We start from the raw sequence: 19138 nt of genomic DNA on the forward strand, positions 1-19138 counted from the left end.
ACCTGTTTTTTATTAAATATGGCAAAGTATTAATGCCCAGTAATTTTTTGATTTTGACTATTCTCAATCAGGTTCTGTTTAAAACTATTTAATTAAGAAGGCAACCTCTGTTTTTCCAATGTACTATCAGTTTGATTAAAATCAAGATTTAATGACTAATAGGGTATTAAATATAATTTTTTATATTAAAACATTGTGAAAGTTAAAAAAAGTTAATTATTATTCGTAATATTTAGAATTGTATAGAACAATAAGTTTATATTCATTGAACTTGAATAATTAAATTCAAAGATGGGAATAAGTAGCTGATTAGGGTGGTTTTTTAATTTACCCACAATTAAAAAGAGATTTCCATTCTCAAGGAATAAATAGCTTTCAAAGCTTTGTATAGAATTAGTTAAAAAAACGAATTAACTTAATAGTAAACCCAATGAAACAACCCAGTATGGCCAGAGGAGAAGACTCTTACTGACAAAACATTAATGCAATACACCCAATAGCCTTGGTTTTGAAGAATTAACGTTCTTTAAAACCTACTTACAGATTTCATACATTGCCCAAATAAAAATTTAGTTTAGGTAGAATCCTATTGATTTTCATGGCTTCATGTAAATGGATTATTGAGTATTGCTATAAGCATCAAAAGAAAGGTTTGTCTCTTTAAATAGTTGACTAAATCTTTTTTAGTTTACTTCTTTTTAGAAGCACATTGCTCATGTTAGTAAATACTTAAACTATTTTAAAAATGACAAAGTATACATTGAAGAATTTCAATCAACATTCTCATCACTTGTTATTGATTTTTTTGATTCAATTAGTAGTCACCTCCAATGCGATGGCATTGGATGGACTTTCACACAAAATTATAGATGAAAATTTCAAAACTGCTAAACAGGTATTTGACATCAATGTGTCGGGAACTGTCTTAGATGAAGGAGGCCAGCCGATCCCTGGAGCAACCATTTCTGTACCAGGTACTACTATAGGTACTGCCACGGATTTAGATGGGAAATATTCCATTTCAGTTCCTGAAGGTGCTTCATTGGTGTTTTCATTTATTGGGTTTCAAACCCAAACAATAGCCGTTGCCAATCAAACAACCATAAACATTACGCTTTTAGAAAATGCCCAGGCCTTGGATGAGGTGATTGTGGTCGGATATGGAACAGCGAAAAAATCAGAGTTGACAAATGCCGTAGTTCAGGCATCAGGAGAAGATATCAAGAAGTCTTCGGCTGTTTCACTCTCCAATGCCTTATCAGGTAAGTTAGCAGGCCTGTATGTCAATCAAAGAAGTGCGATGCCAGGATTTGATGATGCCCAAATTTTGATTAGAGGATTCAATACCACTAGAGACAATTCCGCATTAATAGTAATAGACGGAATTGCCAATGCAGATCCCGACGGTTTAAACCGATTAGATCCCAATGATATCGAATCAATCTCCGTGTTGAAAGATGCATCAGCGGCCATATATGGAGCTCAATCTGCGGGTGGTGTAATCCTGGTGACAACCAAAAGGGGAAAAACTGGAAAGCCTACCTTTAACTTTTCTACCAGTCATTTGTTTCAAGCTCCTACGACAAGGGTAAGGACCGCCAATGTTTTTGATTACATCAATGTTTTAAATCAGAGTAGGGCATTAGACGGAACTGCACCGGATTTTCCAGATGAGTTAATTCAGGCATTTAGAAATGGTGATAGAAGAGCGGAGGACTGGTGGGAGGCTCTGGTAGATCCTCCTGCAATAATTGGAAGACAATCACTTACCATGAGAGGTGGATCTGATAAAATCAGGTATTTTACATCTATAGGAACAGTGTCACAAGGGGGGATTCTTAGAGCTGATGACATAACTAAACTAAAACAATACAATATAAGGGCAAACCTAGATGTTACGGTAACGGACGATTTGGAGGTGGGCCTTGATCTATCCTTACGCGAAAAATTCACCAGGTCACCTCAAGGAGGATCAGGAGCGATAGGAGCATTTGCTTCTACAAGCCCCCTTCAGGAAGCTTATATTGATGGAGATTATCGGTACCCTGGAGAAGGGTGGTCACATTTAAATCCGGCAGCCAGATTGTTAAGCCCAGGATATCGCAAGTATACCAATGATGTGATTAATGGTACTTTCAGATATGAATACAAAGTACCATTCCTTGAAGGACTTAGTATAGATGGGTTTGCTTCTATAGTAAAGACCTTTAATTACAATAAATCCTTTGACTTTGTCTGGGATTATTATGAAAAAAATTCTCAAGGGGAAATTGTCAAAAGGACTTCTCGAACTGTAGAGGACATTGGATTAAGGGAAGATTTTAATCAAAGTTCCAGGATCACCCTCAATTCTAAGATCAAATACCTGACGACGATAAACGAAGTGCATAAAATAAATGGCTTTGTGGCCTACGAACAAATGTCCTATGAAGATAATTTTTTCTGGGCACAAAGATTGGGCTTTGATTCACCACAAATAGATCAACTTTTTGCAGGGAGTGAAAACAGGAGCAATTGGAACAACAGTGGAGGAGCTGGTCAGAGTGCAAGAAGAAATTATTTTGGTAGAGTAAGTTATGATTACGCTAACAAATATTTATTGGGTTTCAATTTCAGGTATGATGGCTCACCTATATTTCCTAAAGAAACCAGGTGGGGATTTTTTCCCGGCGTATCCGCAGGCTGGGTAATCAGCAATGAATCCTTTGTTTCAGATGAGCTTTTTAGCAATATTAAACTGAGGGCTTCCTGGGGTCAGCTGGGAAATGACCGCGTAAATCCTTTTCAGTACATAGGAAGATTTGGCTATGGAACCGGCTGGGTAGTGGATGGAAACGATGTACGTGGAATAGCAGCATTGACAACGCCTAATCCAAATATAACCTGGGAAGTTTCAGAAACGACAGATATTGGACTTGAACTGGCTTTCCTAGAAGATAAAATTACTTTTGAAACTGACATTTATAAAACCAAGACAAGCAATATCCTTGGTGCACGACAAGCCTCAATACCTCAATATACAGGCTTGGTGTTACCCGATGAAAACATTGGTGAGATGGAAAGCAAAGGCATAGAGTTTCAATTAGGCTACCGCCAATATCTCGGGGAGGTGAGCTTCAGAGTAAGTGCTAATTATTCTTACAATGATAACAAGGTGATCTTTTTTGATGAGGTTCCACAAGCCGAACCCTATCAAAAGCAGGAAGGCAGGCAATTTGGTTCGGAACTGGTCTATAAAGCAATTGGTATCTATAGGAGCCAGGCAGATTTAGATAACAACATCAATTATCCGAATGCATCTTTGGGAGGATTAATTTTCGAGGATTTAAACAATGACAATGTTATCGATGGCAACGACAGGTACAGATACAATACAAATCCCTTTCCCAAATCCCAATTTGGGTTAACATTTGGTTTCGACTACAAGACTTTTGACCTTACCTTTTTGCTACAAGGGCAGGATGGAGGAAAGTTTCGACTTGACAATGGCTTTGATTCTGGGGCCAATGGAAATGGACTTGAATATGTTGCCAACAACAGCTATGATTTAGATAATACGAATACAATATTACCTAGGATAAGACCTGTTGGATTTGCCGCCAATAACAATGATTTCTGGTACCATACTTCAACCTGGATACGTTTTAAATCTGCTGAATTGGGCTATAGCATACCTAATAATATTTCGGATAAAATCGGTATTTCCGGAGCCAGGCTTTATTTATCTGGTGAAAATCTATTCCTAATTTATAACAGTTTGGAAAAGTTTGGAGCAGGGGATCCTGAATTTCTTAGTGGTAAAGGAGGGATTTACCCAAATATGCGCTCTCTGGGATTTGGACTTAACCTTACTTTTTAAATATTATGAAAAATTACATATATAAAATCGATATGATTAAGAGGTTAGTTGTTCTAATTGTTTCCGGCTTTATTTTCACCTCATGCAATGAAAATCTTCTGGAACGCCAGCCTCTAGATGCAATTTCTGAAGAAAATGTATTTACGGATCCGGTGTTCTTACAAAATTATGTGTACAATATTTACAATGGAATAAAACCCCATTGGAGCCCGGGAACAGGTGGGTATATAGGCATGACAGATATTGCTGCATCTGCACCTGATACGCACAATAGATCAGGAGGAATCAGACAGTATTTAGAAGGAAATATAAATTCAGACAATGTTACACAACTTACCAATATTTGGGCAGAGGAATATGATTATATCAGGAGGGCCAACATATTTTTTGAAAAGGTAGCGGATTCTCAAATTGATGAGCAGACCTTGGATAGAATGAAAGGAGAGGTGCATTTCCTGAGAGCATGGATGTATTTTGAGCTAATTCGCACCTTTGGTGGAGTGCCTATAATTACCAGCAGCTTTAGCCTGAGTGACGATTCCTTTGACGTCAGTAGAAATAGTTATGAAGAGTGTGCAAATTTTGTTTTGTCTGAAACAGAATTGGCCATTGGGCTACTGGATGGTTACTCTCAAGAACCTGGTAAGATTAGTAAAAATGCTGCCCTGGGATTAAAAGCCAGAATGCTTTTGTACATGGCGAGTCCATTAAATAATCCATCAAATGACATGTCCAAATGGCAGGCTGCGGCTGCCGCTAATAAGGCGGTAATAGATGCTGGATATACCTTGCATCCCACCCATGAGGATTTGTTCAAGCAACCTGTTAAAACAGATGAAACTATCTTTGGGCGCTCTTTTACTGCAGGATCAAGGATTCCTGATTGGGGCTACAACTATGATTTCTGGCCCAGTGGCTTCGATGCAAGACAAAGAATTATGCCAACCCAAACCTTCATCAATATGTTTCAGATGAAGAATGGTGAGTATCCATATCTTCCCGATGGCATCACGGTAAATCCTGCATCCGGTTATGATGAGCAAGAGCCCAATATAGACAGGGACCCAAGGTATTACAGTTACATTCTTTATCCTGGGGCTGGTCCGGTGAATATTATTGACGGATCAAAAAGCACCATGAGGTTGTATGAATATTGGGAGGATGCCAATCCAAATGCAGACAATTTACCTCCCTATCAGAACCCTAATAAAGTTGATCCAAATAACAACCAGGAATTGTTTGACTTTGGTAGGGATTCTGAGACCTATTGGGTCAAAGGGCTAACCCCATTTCATTGGAGGGTTCAAACAGGATATACCTTTAGAAAATTACTGGATTTTAACGGGCCAAGAGCGAGTTTTGATTTCGATTATAGCCAGCTGATGGTTTTTATGAGGCTTCCCGAATTTTACTTGAATTATGCCGAAACCCAGATTGCTTTGGGAAATGAGGAAGTCGCCAGAGAATATATCAACAAAGTCAGGAGCAGGCCTTCTGTGAATATGCCTGATATTACCAGTTCTGGAACTGAGCTGATGAGGGATTATAAAAATGAAAGGGCTATTGAATTACATCTTGAAGACATACATTTTTGGGACTTGCTAAGGTGGAAAGATGCACCTGGAAAAATAGACTTATTTCCAATAAGAGGTTTGAGTAAAGTTACCATGGATTGGACAAATGCTCAGGAGGGCGATTTGTTAGGGGAATTAAATTTCACTTATGGTCCTATAGATGAAGTGGATCCTAGATTTCCATGGCCCGGTGATTATTACTATTTGTTTCCTATTCCAAGAGAAGAAATACAAAGAAGTAACAATAACATTACCCAGAACCCTGGCTATGGTGACTAAGATTTAATTGATTTAAATACAATGAAACCACAGATTCAATCAGATCATTACAGATTTGAATCTGTGGTTATTTTATAATTTCTGATTATTCGATCTAGCCTTAAAATTTTAACCCAAAATAGTCAATAGACTTTCTGTTCTTGATTTTAGTGGGAGTTAAAATAAAATGTATATTCTGGGTGTGGTCAATATTGGAACAAGAATAAAAAATGAGTAAGACAATTATAGGTACTTCCATTTCCCTAATGCTAAACAGAAAATTTAAAGCAGGTCAATTATGGTGCTGTACCCTTGGCTTTTTAGTGTTATTCAGTTGTAACAATTCAGCCGTTAAAAAGGAGACACATTTATTCAAACAATTATCAAGCAAGGAATCAGGTATTGAGTTCCAAAATATTTTGACGGAGAATGATTCGGTAAATTATTTCAATTACATGTACATCTATATGGGAGGAGGAGTGGCCATTGGCGACTTAAATAACGATGGCCTTCAAGATGTTTATTTTACCGGAAATATGGTAGAAAACAAACTTTACCTGAACAAAGGAAGCATGCAATTTGAAGACATAACCGAAGAGGCAGGAGTGGGAGGAGATGCTCGATGGGCCACAGGTGTGACCCTGGGGGATGCCAATCAAGATGGCTGGCTTGACATTTATGTAAGTGTTTCGGGAAAATGGGAAACGACCAAAAATCTCCTTTATATCAATGATGCCAATGAAGAAGGGGTACCGACTTTTACAGAGTCAGCAGAGGCTTATGGCTTAGCAGACGAAGGCAATAGTACACAGGCAGTTTTTCTTGATTACGACATGGATGGTGACATGGACCTCTATGTGATAAATTATCCAATCGTTTCATCGAGAACCAATATATTGGAGTTTTTAAGCTATAGAGACCTGGCCCCTTACCATCGAAGTGACAGGTTGTACAGGAATGAAGGCAACCAGAAGTTTACCGATGTTACGATGGCTGCTGGATTGGCCAAATATGGCTTATCTCTTGGCGTTTCAGTGGCTGATTTTAATCAGGACAATTGGCCTGATATATATGTTTCAAATGATTTCAGCACACCAGATTATTTTTTAATCAATAACAAAGACGGAACATTTACTGATGAAAATTTGAACCTTACCAACCATACTTCCTATTTTGGAATGGGACTTGACGTTTCGGATTTCAATAATGATGGTTTATTGGATATTTACCAAGTTGACATGATGCCAAAAAGTTACCGTAGAGCTAAGGAAAATATGGACAGCATGGATCCGGAAAGGTTTTATAATATAGTAGACAATGACATGCATCATCAATATTCTATAAACACCTTACAAATGAACCTGGGAAATAATCCTTCGGGACTGCCATTTTTTGCAGATATAGCTAAGTTTACAGGTTTGAGTGCTACAGATTGGAGCTGGGCTTCGCTGTTTGCAGATTTTGATAACGACGGTTGGAAAGATGTATATGTGACCAACGGGGTTAGGAGGGACATAAACAATAGCGATTATTTCAGAGGTGATGAAGTGAAAAATTTCGATTCTGAAAACGCGTTGAAATTAACATTGGAAATTCCTTCTGAAAAAATCGACAACTTTGCATTTAAAAACAATGGAAACCTAACCTTTACGGATGTATCTAAAGCCTGGGGAATCAACTTTAACGGCTTTTCAAATGGTGTTGCCTATGCTGACCTAGACAATGATGGAGATTTGGACCTTGTGGTTAATAACCTGGATGAAGAAAGTGCATTGTATGAAAACACTGCAAGTGATCAAAACTTGAACAATTATTTAAGAATAAAATTTAAAGGTCCAGAAGGCAATGTTTTTGGCATTGGCTGTAAAATATGGATTGAGGACGGATCGCAGATGCAGTTTCAGGAAATGTCTATCACACGAGGCTTTCAATCTTCCGTCGAACCTGTTGTTCATTTTGGTGTAGGGAAAAAGGAAAATATTACCAGATTGAAAGTTTTATGGCCTGATGGAAAAGTCCAGGTGATTGAAAACCAGTCAGTAAACCAGGTAATTGAACTGGCCTATATAAATGCCAGTCCAAGCAATGAGAAGCCCGTTGAAAATCAGCCGAAATTTTTCAAAGACATTACAGAAGAAGCACTGTTGGACCATAAACACGAAGAAAACAAATTCAATGATTTCCAATACCAGGTATTGCTACCCCATAAAATTTCAGAATATGGTCCTGCTTTGGCGGTAGGGGACATAGACAATGATGGTTTGGATGATTTTTATATTGGAGGGGCACATAATTTTGCAGGAAAGCTGTACCGTCAAAACGTTGAAGGCACTTTCTCAGAAGTGTCTGAAGATCTTTGGAAAACAGATAAAATGCAGGAAGATACAGGAGCTGTATTTTTTGATGCGAATGGGGATGGACTTTTGGATTTGTATGTAGTATGTGGAGGGAATGAATACAGACAAGAAGACCCATTTTATCAAGATAAATTTTACCAAAATATGGGGAATGGTGTCTTTGAAAAAATTGAAGAAGCCATCCCAGAAATGCGTGCAAGTAGTGCAGTTGTGGTACAGGCTGACTATGACAATGATGGGGATTTGGATTTATTCGTTGGAGGAAGGGTGAGTCCCCGAGCCTACCCAAATGCACCAAAAAGTTATATTCTGAGAAATGATAGTAGTCCTTCGAAAATTAAATTTGTGGATGTGACTGAAGTCATTGCACCTACTTTAGCAGACTTAGGAATGGTCACACAGGCCCAATGGGTAAATCTCGATGGAGACTCATTTCTAGATTTGATGATAGTTGGAGAATGGATGGGAATCACCTATTTGAAAAATATAGAAGGGCAATTTATTGATCAAAGCGAGGCAATGGGAATTGGGGAGGCCACAGGTTGGTGGTCTGGTCTTGTAATGGATGATTTTAACAAGGATGGGCTGGAAGATTTTATTGTAGGAAACTTAGGAAAAAATTATAAATACCAAGCATCAGAGGAATCTCCATTTAGCTTGTATGCCTACGATTATGATAACAATGAGCAACAAGACCTGGTACTGAGTTACGTTGATAAAGAACAGGGTATCAATGTACCTGTCAGAGGCAGAGAGTGTTCCTCCCAACAGATTCCTGCTATTAAGGCAAAATTTAAAGATTATCATGCCTATGCAACTGCTAGTTTGGAAGACATTTATACTACTGAACATTTGGAAAAATCTACCCACTATCAGGTTAAAAGCTTTGCCCATTATTATATGAAAAACCTAGGGGATGGGCAGTTTAAATTATCTATGTTGGACCATTTTGCTCAGTTGGCTTCTATAAATGCCATGGTGACCATGGATGTGAATAAGGATGGAAATTTAGATGTTGTGTACGCGGGTAATCTATATGGGTCAGAAGTTGAAACCCCTAGAAATGATGCCTCTTATGGTGGACTTATGTTGGGAAATGGTGAAGGAGATTTTAAAAGCCAAATGCCTTATGAAAGTGGGTTGTATGTAAAAGGAGAAGTGAAAGACGCACAGAAAATTAGATTGGCTGGTGGTGAAGAAGGGATTCTTTTTGCAAAAAATAACGGCTATCTTCAATTAATTAAAGTAAACCCCTAAATAGAACTTTTCCAAAATTTACAATAGCATTGCTATTGCATAAATTGGATGCAATAGCTTATTGAAGAGATGGATGTGCAAATTTAAAGTTTCGAAATTATACCCTTTCAATTGTTCAAAAATAGGAATTGCGCAGCTTTGTCCAGTTTTGACAATTCTATGTATCCTCTTTTTTTTAGGGTTATCGGCATGCAGCCAACGGCATCAAGAAAATGAAAGCCATGCATTTACCAATGCCTTGGTAAATGAAAGTAGCCCTTACTTATTGCAGCATGCCCACAATCCAGTTGACTGGATACCCTGGAGCGAAAAGGCATTAAGTAATGCAAAAGAACAAGATAAACTTGTAATTATAAGCATTGGCTATTCCTCTTGTCATTGGTGTCATGTGATGGAAGAGGAAAGTTTTGAGAATAAAGAGATCGCTTCATTCATGAACGACAACTTTATTAATATCAAAGTAGACAGGGAAGAAAGACCTGATGTGGACATGGTATACATGACAGCACTTCAACTAATGAAGGGAAGTGGTGGTTGGCCACTGAATGTGGTTACCTTGCCTAATGGAAAACCATTGTATGCGGGTACTTATCATACCAAAGAGGAATGGCAAGAGGTGTTGAAGCAGGTTAGAGACTTTTATCGTGACAATCCGGTGAAGGCAAATGAATATGCGGATAAGGTTGCCATTGGGGTACAGGAAGCCAATCAGATCCAAGCTACACAAAATCAAGATGAAATACCAAAGGATATCGCTAAAGATATTGTGAACCAGTGGAAGCCTTCGTGGGATGGTGTACATGGAGGAGATCAGGGACAGCAAAAATTTATGATGCCCTCCAACCTTGATTTTTTAATAAATTATGCCGCTTTGGAAAAAGAGGGAGATGCCAAGACCCATTTAAAAAAATCACTCGATAAAATGGCTTTGGGTGGGATTTATGATCAGGTAGGAGGAGGATTCTTCAGATACAGCACGGATGAAGAATGGAAATATCCACATTTTGAAAAAATGCTTTACGACAATGCTCAAATGATAAGCATTTATTCCAAAGCCTTTCAAATTTTTAAAAGCCCGCTTTATAAGGAGGTAGTTATAACCACTATTGATTTTCTGGAAAGGGAAATGAAAAATGAAGATGGAGGATATTATGCTGCTTTAAATGCAGATACGGATGGGGAAGAAGGTAAATATTATATTTGGAATCAGAAGGAGATAGAACAGACCCTTGGAGAAGACTATTCCCTATTCTCATCTTATTATAGTTTAAATGTCAATGCACCAGAAGAGAGTGGGAATTTTGTATTGTATCGTCAAGTGAATGATTCAATATTTTCAATTCGTAATAAATTGACTCTAAAAGATTTAGCTGTTATAAAAAAGCGTTGGAATAGCTTTTTGCTGGAAAAAAGGGAAGAAAGAACCACCCCCGATAAAGACGATAAAATCATAACTTCCTGGAATGCCTTACTGATCAATGGCTATTTAGATGCCTACTTCGCTTTTGGAGATGTTCGTTACCTGGAGCGTGCAATTGAGACTTTTAACTTTATCGATAAAAATGCCTTAGATAACTTAAAACTGATACATTCTTATAAAGAAGGAGGACGTAAGGTAGAAGGTTTTTTGGAGGATTATTCCTTTATGGTAAATGCTTTAATAAAATTATACAGCGCTACTATGGATGTTGCTTATCTAGAAAAGGCTGAAGCATTGCACAAAAGGGCCAACAAGCTTTTCCATGATGAGGTCTCAGGTCTATATCGGTATAATCAAAACAATGCACTTATTTCAACACTTATAAACACGCATGATGGCGTAATTCCATCACCAAATGCTGTTATGGCAGAAAATGCCTTTAAGCTTGGGCATTTGTTATACGATCCAAAACTTATATTGAAGTCCAAGAATATGAGCTCCACCATTTTGTCAATGGCAAATGAAAATCCATCAGGCTATGGAAGGTGGAACAATCTCTTGATGAATCAAACCTATCCCTTTTATGAAATTGCTGTAGTTGGAAAAAATGCAAGAGCTGTGTTAAGCTCCTTTCAAGAGGTCTACTTACCCAATACTTTGGTGGTGGCTAGTCCATCAGAAAGTTCACTTCCTTTGTTCTTAAATAGGTACGTGGATGAGGAAACTTATATATATGTTTGTCAAAACAATACCTGTAATTTACCGGAAACAGTTCCTGAAATTGTAATAAACCAATTGAAAACCTACTAATTATTTAGTGAAATTATTAATAATCGGATTGCTGTTATTTTATTCTAAATTGATGCCAAACTCAATGTTTAATTTAGTTTAAATTCGATAGTATTCCGATAAGTATAATTTTGATTTCTCATTCTAAACTAACCGATAAAATGATATTCAGTAAACGAATAGATAATCTGGTTACTGGCCTTAGTGCGTTGGAAATTTTCCGTAGTTTTTTGCCTTTGACGGCCTTCAGTTTACTAATGACAGGCTGTACAGTTTACAAGGTAAAAATCAAATCAGCCCCTCCTTCCATAACTGAAATAAAATATACAGTTTCAGAAGCGGAGGACTGGAACAACCTGTTTATACGCAACTATGGGTGGTTTGGCGGAGATGGGATTTTCACACTTCCACTAGACGGTGTGGATACCGTAAACACTGACGCAGATAGCCAAACATTAGTGCTATTTAGTGATAGTTTAATAGGCGAAATCAAGGATGGAGAAGTTGATTCAACATTCCAGATGATCAACAATTCTGTGGCGATGATTAAAGGAGCAGCGCCATTAGATAGTAAGGTGTCTTTCCATTGGGCCAAAGATGAAAATGATAAGCCTAAGTCAATTTTTATACCCAATACCCTTGCTTCAAAACCTGGAGAATATTTCTGGCTCGGTGATGGATTTGTGAATTATGAAAAGGGAAATGATATTTATCTTTTTGGGTACCGGATCCAAACAACAGCTGCTGAAGTTTTTCCATTTAAAGAAGTAGGGAATGTACTAATTGTTATTCCTCAGGGAAGTAGGACTCCTTTTTCTGATCATCGTCAAATTGATACTCCTTTTTACATGCAAGGGAGCCCTGAGTCCACAGGCTCTTTTGGAGCAGGTGTCCTGGTGAATACCCAGAATTCAGGAGCAGCAAACCCTGATGGATTTGTGTACATATACGGTGTGAAGGGAGTGAAAAAGGAAGTCTTGGTGGCCAGAGTAAGGCCAAAAGACATTGAGAAATTCTCCTCATGGAGGTTTTGGGATGGGGTCGATTGGCAGAGAGAAATGCTAAAGGCAAGTCCTATTGCTGACCGTGCCTCCAATGAACTAAGCGTTACACCTTTACAAGATGGAAGGTACGCCATGATTTTTCAAAAAGATGCCATCGGGACTGAAGTTGGATTGAGGTTAGGTTTGTCTCCTGTAGGCCCTTTTGGTCCTATTATAGCTGTTTGGGATGCAGTCGACGATCTTAAAGACGGGATCCAACTGATTAGTTATAATGCCAAAGCCCATCCTCATTTGTCTGGGGAAAATGAGTTGTTAATTAGTTATAACATCAATTCTTTTGATTTTTTTCCAGCAATAAAAAAGCAACCACACCTGTACCGTCCACGATTTATCCGGTTAAAATTTGAGTAACCCAGAATAATGAGTAAGTGCATTTATAGCGGTGGAATAGAATATACAAAATACATTTTAATCCCTGAAGGGACTGGGTTCAATTTTTTAACCTAAGCTAAGATTGCTAACAACTTAATCAATTCCCTACATTTAATGTTAATAGTACAATAGCTTAATTTTTTTTAATAATACATAGTATTAATAAGTAATTAGGTGAATATTTTATTTGTTTTGTAGCAAAATTTTTAAAATTTACATTGAAATGTAGTTTTATTGTTTTAAATTTATTAGGATGTTGGGAAGGCAAATTGATTCCAATTTCCTTACTCACATCTTTGGATATTGTGAGCTAAGGGATTAAGGAGATTATAGGAAACCTATATTTCCATGTGCCGAATACTTAGATTTGATACTATAGTATAAAATTAAGATTTAGTTTTGCTTATAGTGAGAAAGAACCATCAAATAACAGGAGGAATCGCCATATTAAAATGGGCCGTAGAGCGTTTTTTCGGTAAGTAATGGCCTTGACTTGCATTTTTGTATTGGATCGAAGGCAGGAATGTGGGTTTTGATGCAAGTCTAAAGATTGCAGCGTGAAAGAAGTCCAAATTGATAGGTAGAAATCTTGGGTGAATTTTAGGCTTTCCTTGTCACAGATTTTTTTTAACTGAAAGAGATAAATACGTCATCATATAAAATTGATAACTCCATCTATAATTAATTTTTGCTTGTTTTATGGTGTTTAAAAATAGGAATTAATGCCTTTTACCTTACTTCAAAAACGGCTATGCTGAAAGCATAGGACGTTTAGAAATTGGCCTTAAATCTAACACCTTCACCCACCATAATCGGCAATTTATATTACACATTAATTAACCTGAAATGTGGAGTAGGTTCGTTGTGGGGATCGTTATTACCAAAATCAAGTAAATTGTTAAATAGGAAAATTTGTTGCCATTCCTGTGAGATAGAAACAATTGACTGACTATTAAGTGATTTCAGCTCATAATAGAATGGCTATTGCCTTTTTCGGGTTTCACCAAACCCCGATTGTATGGAAGTGATAGATACTAGTTAGCCGCATCTCAAATGGATTAAATTGGGGTAAACAAGCGCAGTGGTTTGTTTATTTCAGCTTTAAGGTTGGTGGATTTTTTATAAACCTTGGATTTCCATTTGAATTTCAATATTCACTTTATTAATAACCCAAAATAACCCGTTCGTATGAAAAAAGTACTACTTAGGCTGTTTTATGCCTTATTGATTCCCTTATTTATAGGTTCTCAATTATTCGCCCATCCAATATCATCTGGAATTAAAATAGAAGAAGATAGTTTTGAAGCAACGAAAGCTGATAACCCGTTGGTACTACTCAACACCTCCAGCATTAATTTAACTATAAATCACCCTACGCTTGCCGTAGAGACAAAGCCTGCATACTCAAAAAAAGAGCCTGTCACTCCGATGACTTACAAATCTCGGATTGAAAGGAATGTAGTCAAAGCATTCAAAAAGATTACTGGTCAGGTGAAAGATTCAAATGGTGAACCAATACCGGGAGTCACCATTACCGTTTTGGGTACCAATGTCGGAACAGTTACCAATTTAGAAGGAAGGTATTCGATTGATGCTGAAGAGGGAGGTACATTGGTTTTTTCCTTTATCGGATTTAAATCTCAAAATGTAGTTCTTTCAAATCAGTCTATCATCGATTTGACATTGGAAGAAGATGTAGCTAACCTTGATGAGGTGATAGTAGTAGGTTATGGCACTCAGAAAAAAGCCAATATGACAGGTGCTGTGGCCACAGTAGGAGGGGACGAGATAATCAAAAGGCCTTTGAATAATGTAGCAGGACTGTTACAAGGAAAAGTTTCAGGCCTACAGGTTTCTTCTCATTCTGGTAAACCAGGCAGTGAGAACAATGCTTTAAGAATTAGGGGATTGGGAACTTTTAGCGCTGCAGGAAGTGAGCCATTGGTTCTGATTAATGGAATTGCTGGTGATATGACAAATATTGATCCGAATGACATTGAATCCATATCTGTATTAAAGGATGCCGCTTCCAGTGCCATCTATGGTGCGAGGGCAGCCAATGGTGTGATTTTGATTACCACAAAAAGGGGAAGTGCTGGAGAATTGTCTGTAGAAATTCATAGCAATGTTCAAGTTCACTCGGCCACTAGATTGCCTGAGTTGCTAAGCAATTCAGCTGACTATATGATGTATTGGAACCAAGGTCGGGCTCGAAGTGGTCAAACCCCCTATTTTTCGCAACAGGAAATAGATGCTTTTAGAAACAACCCTAATGACCCGATAAATTATCCCAATTTTGATTGGGTGGACCATTCATTTAGTTCTGCTGTGGCCCAGATGCATTCTGTCAGGATAAGTGGTGGGAATGAAAAAACTTCCGTCGGACTATCTCTAGGGTATTTTGATCAGCCTGGAATTACCAGTTTATATGAATTTAAGAAATACAATGCCAGATTAACTGTAGACACCAAAATAAACAGTTGGTTAAAAGTGGGTGGCGATATTCAGCTTGTCAATAAAGATATACAGCGCAGTAACTGGGACAATGGAAATGTAGATTATCAGGTATTGGCTATTTATGGAGCGGCACCTAATTACACCCCTACCATGACTTTGGCAGATGGCTCTACCGGATATGTTGCCAGGTACAGTTCAAATATTGGAGAATGGACCGTTCGTAATCCAGATGCCCAGAATGTAAGTGGTATTCAGACAGACATCAATATGAACGTTTTGCCTCAGTTTTATGCAGAAATCACACCTGTGAAAAACCTGACTTGGTATACCAAAGGTGCCGTGACCTACGATTCAAGGGCCTATAAAAATCATGAAAATCCTGTTGACAATTATTTCTTTAATGATGGAACCTACGCACATAATAATTCTACTTGGCAGCTAGGAGTAAGAGAAAACTGGTATTCGAGCATGTGGACCACCTTGTACTCTACCTTAAATTATAAGAAAATATTCAACGGTGTTCACAATGTGAATATACTAGGAGGGTATAACCAAGAATACAATTTAAGTAGACAATTGAGAGGAAGTAGGGTACATTTCCCTACAAATGACCTTAAAGAATTGGATGCTGGAGCTCCTTTGGATCAAAGTACCGGAGGAAGTTCAAGTGAGTGGAGCATTATGTCATTTTTTGGTAGGGCAATGTATGATTATAAAGAAAAGTATTTGGTTGAAGCCAATGCCAGGTATGATGGCACTTCCAGAATTACCCAGGACAATAGATGGGGATTTTTTCCTTCTGTTTCTGCAGGTTGGAGGATTTCGCAGGAGCCTTTCTTAATGCAAAGTGGCTGGGTGGAGAATTTGAAAATTAGAGCTTCATGGGGTCAATTAGGAAATCAAAATATCGGTCTCTATCCCTATCAGGAAGTATTGTCAACCACTTCCTATGCTTTTAATACTGCCTATCCAGGTGCTGTATTAAATCGATTGGTAGATCCATCCCTGCGCTGGGAGACCACCACTATGACAGATATTGGGTTTGATTTGACTTTAAAGGAAGGATTGATTCATGTTACCTTTGATTGGTTTGATAAAGTCACAGATGACATTTTGTACAATGTGCCAATCCCTGCCAGTGTGGGCCTGTCTCCACCTACTGTTAACTATGGTAAAATGAGAAATACTGGAATAGAGGTAGAACTTGGTTCTAGAAAACAATTTGGAGATTTCGGGTATGATTTAAGTGTGAATTTCTCGACCTATAACAATGAGGTACTGAGAATATTGTCTCCTGTTTATGGAAATTATACCATCCAGGAAGGCCTACCTTTCAATTCCCACTACATGGTAGAATGGATAGGGATATTCCAAAATGAAGAAGAAGTTGCCAATAGCCCTACGCACCAATTCAACCCAAAACCTGGAGATTTAAAATTTAAAGACCAGAACAATGATGGGGTTATTAATGCTGAAGACAGGGTTGTGATGGATGGGGCATACCCCAAATTTTACTATGGCTCCACAATCAATTTATCTTGGAGAAATTTTGATTTAAATGCATTCTTCCAAGGAGTGGAAGGTTACAAGCAAAGTACTCAGGGGTTGACCTGGGGATTGGTTCCCTATATTCAGGGATCTCCTCCACCCATAGATTTTATTAACAATATGTGGACTGGCGAAGGCTCTACCAATGCCCATCCTGCCATGTATATTTCCGGATATGCTCCGGTTACAGGCACTAGAAACTCCTATTGGTTATTGGATGCTTCTTATCTCAGGTTAAAAAATCTTGCAGTAGGCTATAATTTACCCTCTACTTTATTGCAGGGAATAGGACTCGAATTTGCCAGGCTTTATTTATCAGGAGACAACCTGTTTACCATCACTGACTGGCCGGGTTCCGATCCTGAGCGGGCCAATACCAATTGGTTTCAGGCCTACCCTCAGATTACCAGTTATACCTTGGGATTAAAAGTCAAACTATAATAAACCTTATCATCATGAAAAAGACAATCGAAAATCATTTTAAGGCCTTATTGTTTGTAGTTGTTTCTTTGGTGTTTTACTCCTGTGAGGAGTTTCTGGATAGAAATCCAACCACTGAAATATCAGGCCCGACCTTTTGGAAAACGCAAAACGATGCTGACATGGCCCTAGCGGGTTGTTATTCCAGACTGAATGTGAATAGTTTCAATTACGAAGGAATTTACTCACTTGATGTCATGGCCGGTGATGCTAACGAAGGAGGTCAAAGCTTAGGGGCGTCCTCTACTGGAACTTTTGCCATGGGTATAATGGAATCCACTTCTGGTGGGCTGTTGGCCAATATATACAACGATTGCTACAGGGGAATTGCCTCTTGTAATTATTTTCTGGACAATATTGACAGGGTAGACATTCCTCCTGCTACAATTACAAAATACAAGGGGGAAGTTCGGTTCCTCAGAGCCTTGTTTTATTTTAACCTTGCTGACTTTTATGGAGGGGTTCCCTTGTATACCAGTCCTGTATCTGCTGAAGAGGCGAAAGTAGCACAAAGTTCCTATGATCAGGTGATAGACCAGGTATTATTAGATTTGGATTTTGCTATAGAAAATCTACCGAATACTGGTTACAGTTCGGAAGGACATGCAGTAAAAGGAACTGCTTTATCACTCAAAAGCAGGGTATTATTGCATCAAAGCGACTGGGCAGCAGCCGCTTCTGTTGCCAAACAAGTGATGGATGATGGACAATTTTCCCTTTATCAGGAAAAATGGGGGGACATGTTTATAGCGAAGGGACAGAATAATAATGAAGAAGTAATATTCTCAACCAGGTACCTGAATCCAGACAATTCCAGTCAGCAGGATATTAGAATACTATGGCATGGCATCTGGAATCCAAGACAAGAGTTGAGAAATGCCTTTGAATGTGTTGATGGTTTGCCCATCTCAGAATCTCCCCTATATAATCGAGACAATTGGAAAGAAAATAGGGACCCCCGATTGGGACAAACCATGAGAAACTTTATGGATCCGGCTGTAAAAGAGTCAGGAGAAGTTGTTGAGTTTGCCTACAATGGCGTTTCCATGACAGGATTGATGCCTGCCAAAGGAGGAAATATTGAAACCCTTCCAATTGATTATTCTACCAAAAGTGACCATGATGTAATTCTTATCCGCTTTGCTGAAGTTTTGATGAACTATGCTGAAGCTGCCAATGAAGTCAGCGGACCTACCCCAGAGGTGTATGAAGCTGTGAATAGGGTAAGAACAAGAGCAGGTGTGGATATGCCCCCTTTACCAAGCGGGCTTAGTAAGGAAGAAATGCGGGAGAGGATCAGAAATGAAAGGAGGGTAGAATTTGCTTTTGAAGGAATGCGATACCGGGACATTAAAAGGTGGAAAACAGCTGAGGTATATATTCCTACTTTGGTGGAACCTGCCTCTCAACTCAATAGAAGCTTTGACCCAAACAAACATTATTTATTTCCATTTCCACAATCAGAAATTGACATCAACCCTGAATTGCAGCAAAATCCTGGGTATTGATTAGGGATGGCATGAGCATAGGGAAAAGGCAAGCCTTGTGAACTTAATAACCCATGTTACTCATAGACTTTCCAAGACGTACACAAAAAGGGTGGGGACTGTGGCAAGTCCCCACCCCTTTTTTTTGGACTTATCTCTGTCAAAACCATTTCTTTATAGAATGGAAATTATGGAATAGGTCTTTCCAGGACTTTC

Annotated in this window: 7 protein-coding genes; all 7 read left to right on the plus strand. The window is 38.4% G+C overall.

The features are described from left to right. The first annotated feature begins 745 nt into the window (after window positions 1–745). The gene (locus AAC073_RS20565) at window positions 746–3859 is read left to right on the plus strand and encodes a TonB-dependent receptor (RefSeq protein WP_339925695.1); all 3114 of its coding nucleotides are present in this window, start codon (window positions 746–748) and stop codon (window positions 3857–3859) included. 5 nt (window positions 3860–3864) lie between these two features. Continuing rightward, window positions 3865–5712, plus strand: a complete 1848-nt coding sequence (locus AAC073_RS20570; protein ID WP_339925696.1) for a RagB/SusD family nutrient uptake outer membrane protein — start codon at window positions 3865–3867, stop codon at window positions 5710–5712. A 209-nt stretch (window positions 5713–5921) separates the two neighbouring features. Further along, on the plus strand, window positions 5922–9305 hold the full coding sequence (locus tag AAC073_RS20575; protein ID WP_339925697.1) for a VCBS repeat-containing protein: 3384 nt from the start codon (window positions 5922–5924) through the stop codon (window positions 9303–9305). A gap of 148 nt (window positions 9306–9453) precedes the next feature. Then, window positions 9454–11535, plus strand: coding sequence for a thioredoxin domain-containing protein (locus tag AAC073_RS20580; RefSeq protein ID WP_339925698.1), 2082 nt, complete (start codon window positions 9454–9456; stop codon window positions 11533–11535). 140 nt (window positions 11536–11675) lie between these two features. Beyond that, a complete protein-coding gene (locus AAC073_RS20585; protein WP_339925699.1) occupies window positions 11676–12929 on the plus strand; it encodes a DUF4185 domain-containing protein in 1254 nt (417 codons plus the stop codon). Between the two features lie 1209 nt (window positions 12930–14138). Further along, complete coding sequence (locus AAC073_RS20590; RefSeq protein ID WP_339925700.1) at window positions 14139–17396, plus strand: TonB-dependent receptor; 3258 nt, start codon at window positions 14139–14141, stop codon at window positions 17394–17396. Between the two features lie 14 nt (window positions 17397–17410). Further along, entirely contained in the window at window positions 17411–18943 is a 1533-nt protein-coding gene (locus tag AAC073_RS20595; RefSeq protein ID WP_339925701.1) for a RagB/SusD family nutrient uptake outer membrane protein, read from the plus strand. Window positions 18944–19138: the final 195 nt, after the last annotated feature.

Origin of the sequence: uncultured Cyclobacterium sp. (genome assembly GCF_963977555.1) — a bacterium.
GTDB lineage: Bacteria > Bacteroidota > Bacteroidia > Cytophagales > Cyclobacteriaceae > Cyclobacterium.

Excerpts from the sequence above, each read along its gene's own strand:
- AAC073_RS20565 (WP_339925695.1), top strand. The coding sequence starts at position 746 with ATGACAAAGTATACATTGAAGAATTTCAATCAACATTCTCATCACTTG.
- AAC073_RS20590 (WP_339925700.1), top strand. The coding sequence starts at position 14,139 with ATGAAAAAAGTACTACTTAGGCTGTTTTATGCCTTATTGATTCCCTTA.
- AAC073_RS20570 (WP_339925696.1), top strand. The coding sequence starts at position 3,865 with ATGAAAAATTACATATATAAAATCGATATGATTAAGAGGTTAGTTGTT.
- AAC073_RS20585 (WP_339925699.1), top strand. The coding sequence starts at position 11,676 with ATGATATTCAGTAAACGAATAGATAATCTGGTTACTGGCCTTAGTGCG.
- AAC073_RS20575 (WP_339925697.1), top strand. The coding sequence starts at position 5,922 with ATGAGTAAGACAATTATAGGTACTTCCATTTCCCTAATGCTAAACAGA.
- AAC073_RS20595 (WP_339925701.1), top strand. The coding sequence starts at position 17,411 with ATGAAAAAGACAATCGAAAATCATTTTAAGGCCTTATTGTTTGTAGTT.